We start from the raw sequence: 12,095 nt of genomic DNA on the forward strand, positions 1-12,095 counted from the left end.
TCGAAAGAGGCGATCCTCCGAGATTGGTCTTCCAACAAAACTATCTAGCTGTGTCTTGCGGTGCAGGTTCCATTGAAACCCGAACGAATCAGAATAGTTTCGATTGGGTACAAAACGTGGTATTCCATTTACGACGGAAAATACTGAAGAACACCCCTTACACCGAATTTCATCCTCTACAAAGAGAGTCGAGTCTCGGCAGAATGGGCAAACAAAGTCCCTTGCAAAAGAAAGAGGATTCACGACAATGGAAACTCTTTTGTAGAATTCCGCAAAATAATTTTCCCATTGGCAAGCTCATACACGAAATCGCAAACCTTAAGGGAAGCTGGCCGATGCGAAATTATAAGCATGGTTTTTTTGTGTGACAGGGTCTGAATGGAGTCTATTACGACTTGCTCTGTTTCCCGGTCAAGAGCACTAGTTGCCTCATCGAAAATTAGCACTTCAGGATTACGATACAATGCTCGAGCAATGGCTAAACGCTGACGTTGTCCGCCTGAAAGCTTAATACCCTGTTCTCCCACCATCGTCTCATAACCCTCTGGCAAGCTAAGAATAAAATTATGAATATTTGCCATTTTTGCCGATGAGAGAACCTGGGCTTCGACTATCTCAACATTTGGTAATCCAAACGCAATATTACCTCGAATGGTATCGTCTAAAAGAAAAGGTACCTGCGGCACATAACCAACCTTAGTGCGCCAGACAGGGGCTAACTCTCTATTTAACAGCACTCCATTAACTTTAATACTACCCTCTGTGGGTTGAAGAAACCCTGTTATTAAATCAATGACTGTACTTTTTCCAGCACCAGTCACACCCATAAGACCTACGGTCAAGCAACTCGGTATATTCATACAAATATCCTTTAGAACAGGCTCCACCGACCCAGGATAGGTATAAGAAACTTGCTCCATATCAATAGGAGCACTAAGGCTACGTCCGGCCAAAACCGAGACTTCTGTCGACATAGGTGATTTGGCAGATGAAACCAATTCGTACAAAATATCAGCCACATTTGAGTTTTGTTGTATTATTATTGAGTTTGCAAAAATCTGTTGAAACTGGGGCAACAGTCGATAGGCAGCAAAAACATAGAAAGCAAGTATTGGGGCAGAGGCCTGCCACCCGCCGACCTTAATGCTTAAATAACCAGCTAACCCAAGCATGGCAGCCAATGCGGCGGTCTCAATGATATACCGCGGCAAAACACTAAGTGTAATCCCATATACATATTGCCGAGCTAGGACATCAGCCGCCAATCGAAATTTTTCATAAAAGTGTTTCCCGCAACCAAGCATCCGCAATTCCTTAATACCAGCAATCGTATCAGAGGCAATACGGCTAATTTGTTCACGAAACTGAAATGCAAGATTGCCGCTCTGCTTCACTCGTTGATGTAAATGACGATACACAATGTAGTAGATGGTGGAGAGAAAAAAAATGACAATCAAAGAAAGCAATGGATCTATTGTCACAATCAAAACCGCAACACCACAGGTCACAATGAGTCTTGAGACAACAATAAGCATAGGCATAAATAGGGAGCCAGCTAGGCGTTCAGTTTCATAGACAATATTCTTAACAGCCGAAGAAGAGTGGAGTTCAAAGAAAAACTCATACGGTTTGTCCATATACGCAGTAAGAACAGAGGCTGAGAGCCGCCGCCAGACCGACCAGGTAAGCCTAGCAGAGAGCCAAGTCGTGGCAAATGCGAGCATATTGCTTGTCGCAATTAAACCGAATACCATTGCAGCAATCATGGGTGGGTTTTGGCTTGGAAGGATCTGAGAACAAAAGTGACCAACCGTCTGTCCTAAGCGTAAACAGGGGTCCGTCGAAGAGGTCATTGCAGCAACAAGTGGGACAACTGAGATGACACCGCTCATCTCCGCAAGGCTATTTATAAGTAACAGCAGCCCAAGGAATGCAGACCGTCGTCTTTCGGAAGCACTCAATAAAAGCCAAAGCTGTCGAGCAATACGAATCATGTACGGCGAATCTGCTTCATGAAGATTTCAAAACCAATTCCAAAAAACCCACGCCAATAAGCAATGTGCCAGGAATAGTTTAAGAAAATTTCTTGAATGGCCCGAAGCAGTGCCCCACGACACAATGCGTGGAGAAATGCCACCCCACGAGACCGGCCCATACTTTCATAGAAGATTGGGGTCTTAGGTGGTAATTCATTTCGATGCCCCTCCCCTCTGTGAGAATGCATTAAAATTTCAGCAAACACTCGGCTAAATTGAATCTCAGGGGCAAGTTCGTTTAAAAATATTTTTCGTGCGGCGATCCCCATTTCCCGTCGACGTTCATCATCCTGCAAATAACGCTGGGTTTGACTCACTAAATCACCGGCGTTGCGAAATACATCGATGTCCACACCCGTTGTAAACCAATGATCCACACAAGGTGCCCATTCGCAAAGGCAAAATCGGCCAAGAGATGCCAACTCGAAGGGACGTCCTTTGATCTGTCTTTTACTCACTCGCGTGGGGTTATGTCGTAAAATCCAGGCCGGAGGATTCGTCACAGTAAAATTGAGGTTAATCTTGCTTCGTATAAAAATCTGAGCAATACCCTCTGGCGAAAGAGTCCCATTACGGCTACCGAATCCAAAATCCGCCACGGTGATTCCAGCAGCTTCAAGCCGCTCGATGAATTCCCTTCGCCCCGGCTTAGTCAAATCGCCAACGAAAGAAACAGGAATATCCTCCGGCATCCCAGTCGGAGCAGGATGTGTAAGCCAGGAAGTCACCACAACATATGCTGGAACACCAGACGCTTCCAACCACTTGGCGCTATCAAGATCGGTCGTGATCACAGCACTGCAATTTTGATAAAAATACTTCACTTGATCAAAGTAAATTTCGTCGTCCCACCCAATTCCGACAACTGGTACGTGCTCCCGAATTCGTGCCAGAAAATCATGTCGGAGGTAGGCAAAACTATTAGGAAATTGAGTGTAAAGTAAAACTTGTGGAACCCCGGTCTTTATGGTTGACAACACCCTGTTTTCGAGCTCACGACTGCCGACATTAAGATACACTGCCCGGTAATCCAATACCTCGAGACGCATGAATAATTGCCCAAACAACTCTGCATATCTCCGGAACACCGGATGATCGCTGCCGGGCTGCAACCAAAGGGCACTTGCCTCCAGCATAGCGCCTTTACCTCACCCCCTTAAGGAAGCGGCGAATACCTCGCACAATACCAGCGGCCCAGGTAGCAGGTTTTGAACCCTGGCAAGCGACGTGTAAGCCAAGCCCACCAAACGAGATCGCCGCGGAAGGATTGAACCTACCCGTTTGTAGCAGCAATGCTATTTCATTGAAAAACAACCCAAGCCTGCCGGAAAACAAAAATAGTACTATGTATTTAAAGCGCCATGACCCGAAAGCGGACCAAAAGGGACTATCCAAATACAGTGGCAAGCGTCGCGAACATCCCTTCTCCTTTTCTGTGGCACGCTCCTCAATAATGCGACCCATGCGTGCCCAATACTTAGCTTCATCGTAATACTCTAATGCACGAATGTGTGCACGGGCTGCCATTTTCTCCCGAGCATCCTCGTGCTGAAGATAATATTTTGCCTTCTCGACTAGTTCCTCTTCGTCGTGAAAAACATCGATTTCCTTTCCGATGTCGAAAAGCTTCTCTAAGCCAGGCGCGTATTCCGAAAGTACAAAAGAACCACAGAGAGAAATCATAGAACATCGCCCCTTTACTTGTCGCACTCGACGATTGATCGAGAGGTGTGCATCTAATGGGGTGGTGATATTGCCACCCGTAAAATTGAGATTGATGCGCGTACAACGATAAGTTTCGGCAACCATTTCGCGCGACAACACACCAGCTTCGGTACCAGACCCAAAGAGCTGAAGCTCGACACCCGACTCTTTGAGAGCTTCAGCGTAAGACACTCTACCAACCTTCCCCCGCATCGCACCTATAAATGACACATCGATGGTCTTCCCTTTATGTTCTCCAGGATTGAACTGCGCGGTACTGTAGATTCCCGGCAACAACATGGCATCGATTCCATACAATCGATAGCGTTCGTGTAGTGGATTCGACGTCAGGACCAAATCGAAGCACTGCGCATAGTAGCGGTGAGAGACATCAAAGTAATGCTCGTCATCCCCTAATATCAACACTCGAAAAGTATCGCCAATAGCGTTTTCTAGAAATTCGGGGTGAAAGTCGAATTCAGTTCCAAGCGCATAAATAACTATCCTGATTTTGTGGATCGCGATAGACCGCAGAACTTCGTGCTCCAGTGCAGAATAGCCCCCCTCCCGATAGATTAATTCCGGGTTGATCCGATGCACCGAAAATCCACTATACCTTTCCAAGGTAATGGGGTGGTACATATCATTGAACCGCGCATCTGGACCATCTGGACCTATTACAAGAAGACTCATACCCCAGGCCTACCAAGTTTACGTATTTTATGCGCGATAACCGCAATCCAATCTGCAACTTTTGAGGATTGTCGTACCGTATGAAGGCCGGCAGCACCCATCCAAATAGCTGCGGTGGGATTAAACCGACCTGCCCGTATCAGAAGAAGCAACTCCTCCAGAAACAGGCCTAGCTTTCCCATAAAAAAGAAAATCGCCAAATATTTAAAACGCCACGCACCATATGCAGCCCAGAAGGGTCTATCCACATACAGTGGTAACCGCCTCCAACGTCCATGCCTTTTTTCAGCAGCACGCTCCTCAATCATGCGTCCCATACTTGTCCAATACTTTGATTCGTCATAATCTTCAAGAGCACGCGCATGAGCGCGCGTAGCCATTTTCTCCCGAACATCCTCATGCGTAAGATAGAATCGCGCCTTATCCAGAAGCTCGCTCTCGTCATTAAAGACATCAATCTCTCTGCCAATATGAAACCACTTCTCAATTCCAGGCGCGTATTCCGAAAGCACAAATGAACCGCACAAGGCAATTTTTGTGCATCGGCCCTTGACCTGCCGAATACGGCGAACAATCGTCTGCTCAGAATCGAGCGCATAGCTACCCATGCCCGTGAAATTCAGATTTATGCAGGAACGGCGATAGACGTCGATGACCCGATCACGGGGAAGAACTCCTGCTGACGACCCTGGCCCGTATAGTTGCACTTCGATTCCAGCATCCATCAACTGTCGAACGGCTCCCTCTCGGCCCGTTTTGTTTAGGGCAGTACCAATAAATGATACCGGAATGTCCCTGGGCCTCTGCTCTCCCGGGCAGAAAATCGATGAGTCGTATACGCTAGGGAAAACCTTTGAATCGATACCATAGATCTGATAGCGCTCATTCAATGGATTGTGAGTAAGCACTAGATCAAAGCACTGCCCATAGTACCGGTCCGCATTATCAAATCCATACTCATCATCTCCCGTCATAAGCACTTTAAAAACATGGCTCAGTTTGTCGTAGAGAAAACGTGGACGAAAGTCGTACCCTGCGGTCCAATATACAAGCAGATTGATCCTGTGCTTTTCCACGAGACGGCAGATTTCTTGTTCAAGGCCCGACATCCCAACCATCTTGTAAGTTGCATCAGGGTCTAATTCAACCACCATAGCCCCGAGACAACGCTCCAGGCAGCCTGCTATATCAAGATCGCTGAAAAGAAATCCGGCCTTGTTTGGAATCATTACTAATGCGTTCATTAGCCCTGCCGGAATAATCTACGCACGCCACGTGCGAGGGCAGCAACCCCTGCCGCAAAACGTGAGCGTTGCCTGGCGATGTGCAACCCTGTTGCCGCAAACCACACCGCTGCTCTGAGATTAAACCGGCCAGCGCGAATGAGCAGACGGAGCTCGTGCAAAAACAAGAAAAACCGGCCGGCAAAAAGAAAGATCACGAGGTATTTGAATCGGCATGCTCCATAGGAGGACCAGAAGGGCTTGTCTATGAACATTAGCAACCGGTCTTTCTTGGAAGCACGTTGGACAAGCATGCGCCTTTCAAGACACTCCCCCACTCTTGCCCAGTATTTTGCCTCATCATAGTATTCAGTCGCTCGAGCGTGGGCGCGGGCAGCCATCTGCTCACGAACTTCCTCGTGTTCGAGGTAGTAGTGCACCTTTTCCACAAGTTCTTGCCGATCGCGAAAAACATCAATCTCACGGCCAACGTCGAAAAGACGTTCGATACCGGGGGCATATTCCGACAGGACAAAGGATCCGCATAGCGCAATCTTCGTGCAGCGGCCCTTAACTGCTCGAACCCTGTGCATGATCGTGTCATTTGGCGCCAAAGGAGAACGCCAAGTTCCAGTAAAGTTCAGGTTTATCCGAGAATGACGATACAAGGACAACGCTCCTTCGTTCGAGATTGGGCCGTTTTTTGTTCCAAACCCGAAGGACTCAACGGAAATACCTGCGCCTTCAAGCATTGCAATTCCGGCTTCGCGACCTGTTTTGCCTTTCACGGCTCCTATGAAGGAAACATCATGCTTTTTATTTTGGTTTTCGTCAGAAGGACAGAACAAATGGGCCGGATAGACGCTGGGGTAGTATTCAGCGTCTATCTGATACAGATGATAGCGCTCCACCAGAGGATTGGCAGAGATTACTAGGTCGTAGGCTTGACCATTATAACGATCGAACAGCTCGAAATGACCTTCATCATCCCCTACAATGTACACTCGGTAACAATCGCTCAACCGGTGATAGATAAACTCAGGATTGAGTTCCATCCACATACCAAACGCACAACAGATGAACACGTCGATCTTATCCTCATAGACCACATTCTCAATTGCTGCCTCGAGACCAGCGCTCCCTTCCTGCTCATAGATGGCACAAGGATCCAAGGTCTTAACTTGATATCCGCCATAGTTAATAAGTGAGCGAGATATACTCTGGTCAAGTAAACGGGTATCTTCATTATTAGCCTCCAGAATAAGAAATTTCATGACTCACAAACCTTCAATTTTCCGAAATTAAACTATCCTGTTGGATAAAATCCATGAGGCGTAAAATTTGGCAGTCTGTCAATTCATTTCTCTTGAAATAGAGGGATTGTTTCGCACAAGATAGCTTAATTCACCTTCAAGCAGCCATCTTATTTTTTTCTAATCTATAAACCACAGTTTAGGGAAGCCATTATTTAAATAGATGATAGGATGCCAATCCGAAATTTCTTGAACACCTATTTATTGAGTTAGCCGTAGGAAGAAGAAAGAATTTTCACTTTCAGACCTCTTCATAATTACAAACATCACGCCTAGCATCAATAAACTTACCCAATGTTATCTGTGCACGTTTTGGGCTGATTACTGCTTCACCAGCTAACTTCAATGCCGAGAGCACCGCATCCCAACGGGAAACCCTGGAAATCTTATGAACAAAACGCGCAATACGGTCATGCTCTTTTCCATCGGCCCATGTAGATTGGGCTAACTCTAATGCAAAATCATATGAACCGAGTAGCATTGCACAGGTAAATAGCACATGCACCTGACGTTCATTGAGACTGATCGGGACGAAACTGCCTGGCAGGGGATCCCTAAAAAATACAGCATCGGCCCAAAGCGGACGTTCCTTTGTGACGTGTTGGCATTTGTCCAAAAACTTCCTCGAACGATAATGGACACTTGCGCCATAAAAGGAAAAACCTTGCGATCGAAGAAAAATTTCGATATCGGAAAACAGCTTTTGACCATCATAGGTCTGGCAATACCAGACCTCCACTAAGAGGGCGACTGTTCGATCAGTCAGGGTCTTCCTTGCACCCATCAGTATCTCAAACTCTGTCCCCTGAGTATCTAACTTAATGAATTCGCCTAATTGCGGGTGGGATGCAAACTGTGTGGCGAGTACATCGTCCAACGTCCTTGTGACGACTTGCTCCATGCCTATTGGCTGAAATTTTTCCATCTCATAGCGTTCAACAAATGGGTCATGGACGTGTCGAAGTGAAGTATTGGTAGAGGCAGAAGTAATATGGAGGGTTTTCGTACCATTGCTTTCATACAATGCGGAAGGTTCAATCCATACTTCCTTCCAGGGAGTAGAATTAGCATAAAGATTTTGAAGACGAACACATTCCGCTTGATCTGGCTCAAAGGCCAAAGCCGAAGTAAGGCCAGCAATAGGAGCCACAATAGGATGAATCCCATCTCGGACTCCTACATCTACAAACCCCAACCCCAAAGTCTTTAATGTTGTATAGGGAGCGCTTGCTAAAAAATCACAATCTCCAAGAAATTGATTATGTTCCATTAATCTGACCTTCCCATATTATTCCCAGTAGAACAAAATTTTCCATTGGTTTCACATGGACTCAACGGATCAATAATGAATCAGAGGAATTAGCATCTGGAAGTCAATTGCCACGTATTGTAGTTTCAGTCTCTGAAAGTAATCTAAAACGTGGGAATTGCCTGGTTCATTGCACCACTGATAAATAAGGTGCCGAGAAAGAAAAGATACTGGCTCCTTCTCATTATCATGACTTCCTTACAGTCTCCAGGTTTTCCAACGGGGATACCACTATTGGAAATTGCAGGTGAGATTTTTGGGAAACTCATGTCTTCAGCCCAATAGTCTAAATAGCATGCCCCCCTATTGTTATAACTTAATAGACGAAGAAGTCTTTGACGCGCACTCGAATAAACGCCCATCGCCAATTCGCATGTGCTGACCTCCCATCAAGGGCGCGGACCAAGATGCCTGGTCCTGAATCCAAAAAACACGGCATCCATACCTTAAGCCGGAAACCGAGCTTGTCCAAGCAGGAGGCTAAATCACCCACAATCACACCCTGCTGACTTGAGCCCCAACATCCCCAGAAGACTTAACTGTTATGCCCCCGCGTGAGGGAACGCATAATGCCGGGACAAGTCGAAATTACAGTGGGAAGATAACCAGGTTGGACAGAAAAGGAAGTTCCCTGCCAAAAGGGGTAGCTTCTCAAAAACCTAACACTACTACTGCCTTTATTTCTCTTCGGCCTGCTATTCATCTCTATGCAAAGCAAGGGACCTTCTGAAAGATAATTAATAATCTTCGTTATGGAAAACAACTTGGGCCCCTTGGGTTTCCATTCGAAAAGGCACCCATACTCGGATTTGCGGGAGAGCTTCTTTTATTCGATTGTGTCGTTCCGGAGGGGCAAAAAACATCATAAAACCTCCACCTCCAGCACCCAACAACTTTCCTCCAAACGCCCCTGCTTTGAGTCCGGTTTTATATAAAGAATCTATTAGATGATTCGAAACCTTGTTAGTCAATGATCGTTTAAGTAGCCAGGATTGGTGTAATAGGCGTCCTAATTTTTCCAAATCTGCATTATTTTGAAGTAGACTAAGGGCTTCCTTGGTTATGGAAAATAGCTCCTCAAGGTTCACTTCGCCTGCTTCCATTTTTTGTATCTGCTCCCCCGCAATTTCTGAAGCAAAACGTGTTAATCCTGTAAATCCCAATAGGATAAATTTCTCCAGGTTTATCAAATATTCTGGTGGTAAGATAAATGGGGAAACTCGATATTTTTTCTCTCCGCAGCTAGGCCCCATTTCAATTAACTGCAACCCACCATAAGCTGCCATGATTTGGTCTTGAATGCCGACACTCTCCCCTAGCAGAGAATGCTCTACCTCAATAGCCTCATCGGCTAATTGAGGTTTTGTCGGCATTTCATGCTTCAACCCATGAAGTGCATGTAAGAGACCAACAGTAAAAGTTGAACTCGACCCAATTCCCGACTTCGCAGGCAAGTCGGCATCATGATGAACCTCCAAGCCGGAGGTCATATTTAAATATTCTAGGCAACCTCGCACTGCCGGATGCTCAATATCCTTATGTTCATGAACCGTCTCCATTTTGGAATATACGACTCGCGATTTGTAATCGAAAAATGGTTGGAGACGCCGGCATGTGATATAACAGTATTGAGAAAAAGTCGTGGCAATAACTAACCCCTCATTACGGGAATACCACGCAGGATAATCCGTCCCCCCTCCAAAAAATGAAAGTCGAAAAGGGGTCCTTGTGATGATCATTGACGCAATTACCTTTTCCGATTATGGCTGATAAGCCGTAACCTCTAGAATTTTCTTTTCTTCCAAAACCCGATTTCGCCAAAACGTCAGCAAATATTTCATGCTTTCTTCCACAGAGTATTTGGGTGCCCATCCAGTTTCCGCAGCAAACTTTTCTAGTTTGGGCACCTGAAGTGTTACGTCTGAAGGTCTTAATAAGTTCGGATCGACCCTTGCTTTAATAGGCACTTTACTTTCTTTAATGAGAAGCTCAAGGAATTCCCCGACACTCATTGAGGTTTGGCCGCCAATGTTATAGGCCGCCCCTGGTCGACAATGTAAAATCGCCACCCAGTAGGCCTCCATTGCATCACGCACATCAATCAAAGTACGAACAGAATTCAGGTTCCCATGGAGTAATTCGTCTTGAAGGCCCTGTTCGATTCTGGCTACTTGCCTTGCAAATGAAGTGGCAAATAAATCAGTCCGTCGTGGATTCAGGTACGCAAACATACGTGTCCGAATTATTTTCATGTGGTAACTACGAAAATATGTCCACCCCAAAAGGTCTTGAGCAACTTTCGAGACTGCATAAGGACTTGACGGTCTCAATTGGTTTTCTTCTGATATTGGAACTTCGGTTGGATCAACCTGCCCATAAACCTCAGAGGTACTGCACAGCTGAATTATCGGGGAAATTTCCGTCAGTCTAACCGCCTCAAATAAATTGGCGGTCCCCATAATATTATTATTCAAAACAGCCAGAGGCGTTATGAAGGAAGCTTTAACATTGGCATGGGAAGCAATATGGAAAATTACGTCAGGCTGAACAGTTTTCAGAGTAGAAAGTACTGAACTGAAATCGTTTAAATCACATTCATGGATAATGACCTTGTCGTGAATGGCAGCCAAATTCTCGTTTGATGCCGTACTATGCCAACGTGAAATCCCATGCACTTCTACATGAGGTTGCTTCGAAACAATATATTCTGCAAGGTAACTCCCACCTGATCCGGAGATTCCAGTAATAAGTACTCGTTTTATTGATTTGCCAGTTAACATAAAGACTTCAGATGGTTAGATGTTTAACGTTAAAGGTCAATTTGCCCCAGTTTTCCCCAGAAAAAAGGTATGTTCTTTATACACATCTTGAATGCGTTTTAGCTCAGTCTTTTGAAGTGGGCCCATTTGGCTAGCTCCAACATTCTCTGTGACTTCCTTTTCAGATAACATGCCAGGGATAACCGTAGAAACTTCAGGATAAGAGAGGCAATATCTCAATGCCTTTTGAGCTTCAGTTTGGCAGCCACTCTCCGGAGCCAAATTAAATAACTGTGGGGCGTTGGCCCAACATTCTTTTTGTGAAATAGACCAATTTTTTCTGTGGTCTTGCCCATCAAAATCGGTCTCAGCCGAAAGTTGTCCGGCTAAAAATCCAAAACATAATGGGGTTCGGACAACAATCCCTACTCCCTCATTCCTACACAAATCCATCACCCCACATTCCACAGCCCGTTGATCAAGCATATTAAAATTTACTTGAACAGACTCAAACTCAAACTGTTTTATTGCCGTCAAAGCATCCTCGGGTGAACGGACAGAAATCCCCAAAGACCGCACCTTCCCCTCTTTTTTTAATGAGGATAAGCATCCTAGAACCGCTTCGTCTTCCATTATATGAAGGGGGGGGTCGTGAAGTTGGTATAAATCAATATAATCTGTTTGGAGCCTGCGCATGCTCTTTTCGATTGAAGTTTGAATATGGTCAACGGAAAAATTTTGTCCTCCACTATGATCAAGCATGCCCACCTTTGAGGCAATCATAATATTATGCCTTTGGCTTTTAAGCTCTTGGCCAATTAAGGCCTCAGAATGTCCATATCCATACAAATCCGCAGTGTCATAAAATGTTACGCCTAGATCAAAGGCCTTTCGTAAGGCCTTTCGACTTTCATTGTCGATCGTGGGCCCATAGGCAATAGCTCCCTTATGAGATCCACCAATACCCCAGGCACCAAAACCAATTTCTGAGACCTGAATGCCGGAGCGTCCGAGTGTTCTATAATTCATTAGAAACCTAAGTGAATTTAAAGAAGTGA

Annotated in this window: 9 protein-coding genes; all 9 read right to left on the reverse strand. The window is 45.5% G+C overall.

What is annotated here, in order from left to right:
- Window positions 1-239: 239 nt before the first annotated feature.
- The 9 genes from PPG34_RS04825 to PPG34_RS04865 all read right to left on the reverse strand — a co-directional run bounded on the left by PPG34_RS04825 (window position 240) and on the right by PPG34_RS04865 (window position 12,066).
- Entirely contained in the window at window positions 240-1,994 is a 1,755-nt protein-coding gene (locus PPG34_RS04825; protein WP_313832010.1) for an ABC transporter ATP-binding protein, read from the reverse strand.
- Complete coding sequence (locus PPG34_RS04830) at window positions 1,991-3,172, reverse strand: glycosyltransferase family protein (RefSeq protein WP_313832011.1); 1,182 nt, start codon at window positions 3,170-3,172, stop codon at window positions 1,991-1,993. The genes PPG34_RS04825 and PPG34_RS04830 overlap by 4 nt, the downstream gene beginning before the upstream one ends.
- A gap of 7 nt (window positions 3,173-3,179) precedes the next feature.
- On the reverse strand, window positions 3,180-4,433 hold the full coding sequence (locus PPG34_RS04835; RefSeq protein WP_313832012.1) for a glycosyltransferase family protein: 1,254 nt from the start codon (window positions 4,431-4,433) through the stop codon (window positions 3,180-3,182).
- Window positions 4,430-5,662 (reverse strand): glycosyltransferase family protein, encoded by a 1,233-nt coding sequence (locus PPG34_RS04840; protein ID WP_313832013.1) that lies wholly within the window; start codon window positions 5,660-5,662, stop codon window positions 4,430-4,432. Before PPG34_RS04840 ends, PPG34_RS04835 begins: the two co-directional genes overlap by 4 nt.
- Window positions 5,663-5,676: 14 nt before the next feature.
- Window positions 5,677-6,930, reverse strand: coding sequence for a glycosyltransferase family protein (locus PPG34_RS04845; protein ID WP_313832014.1), 1,254 nt, complete (start codon window positions 6,928-6,930; stop codon window positions 5,677-5,679).
- Between the two features lie 280 nt (window positions 6,931-7,210).
- Window positions 7,211-8,239: an FkbM family methyltransferase gene (locus tag PPG34_RS04850; protein WP_313832015.1), complete on the reverse strand. Its 1,029-nt coding sequence runs from the start codon at window positions 8,237-8,239 to the stop codon at window positions 7,211-7,213.
- Window positions 8,240-9,015: 776 nt separating this feature from the next.
- A complete protein-coding gene (locus tag PPG34_RS04855) occupies window positions 9,016-10,017 on the reverse strand; it encodes a GHMP family kinase ATP-binding protein (protein WP_313832016.1) in 1,002 nt (333 codons plus the stop codon).
- 21 nt (window positions 10,018-10,038) lie between these two features.
- Window positions 10,039-11,058, reverse strand: coding sequence for a GDP-mannose 4,6-dehydratase (locus tag PPG34_RS04860; RefSeq protein ID WP_313832017.1), 1,020 nt, complete (start codon window positions 11,056-11,058; stop codon window positions 10,039-10,041).
- Between the two features lie 36 nt (window positions 11,059-11,094).
- Entirely contained in the window at window positions 11,095-12,066 is a 972-nt protein-coding gene (locus tag PPG34_RS04865; protein ID WP_313832018.1) for an aldo/keto reductase, read from the reverse strand.
- Between the last annotated feature and the right edge of the window lie 29 nt (window positions 12,067-12,095).

Source organism: Candidatus Nitronereus thalassa (assembly GCF_032191465.1).
In the GTDB taxonomy this organism is placed as follows: Bacteria; Nitrospirota; Nitrospiria; order Nitrospirales; family UBA8639; genus Nitronereus; species Nitronereus thalassa.

Coding starts and splice junctions, on each gene's coding strand:
- PPG34_RS04825 (WP_313832010.1), bottom strand. CDS start 1,994: ATGATTCGTATTGCTCGACAGCTTTGGCTTTTATTGAGTGCTTCCGAA.
- PPG34_RS04830 (WP_313832011.1), bottom strand. CDS start 3,172: ATGCTGGAGGCAAGTGCCCTTTGGTTGCAGCCCGGCAGCGATCATCCG.
- PPG34_RS04835 (WP_313832012.1), bottom strand. CDS start 4,433: ATGAGTCTTCTTGTAATAGGTCCAGATGGTCCAGATGCGCGGTTCAAT.
- PPG34_RS04840 (WP_313832013.1), bottom strand. CDS start 5,662: ATGATTCCAAACAAGGCCGGATTTCTTTTCAGCGATCTTGATATAGCA.
- PPG34_RS04845 (WP_313832014.1), bottom strand. CDS start 6,930: ATGAAATTTCTTATTCTGGAGGCTAATAATGAAGATACCCGTTTACTT.
- PPG34_RS04850 (WP_313832015.1), bottom strand. CDS start 8,239: ATGGAACATAATCAATTTCTTGGAGATTGTGATTTTTTAGCAAGCGCT.
- PPG34_RS04855 (WP_313832016.1), bottom strand. CDS start 10,017: ATGATCATCACAAGGACCCCTTTTCGACTTTCATTTTTTGGAGGGGGG.
- PPG34_RS04860 (WP_313832017.1), bottom strand. CDS start 11,058: ATGTTAACTGGCAAATCAATAAAACGAGTACTTATTACTGGAATCTCC.
- PPG34_RS04865 (WP_313832018.1), bottom strand. CDS start 12,066: ATGAATTATAGAACACTCGGACGCTCCGGCATTCAGGTCTCAGAAATT.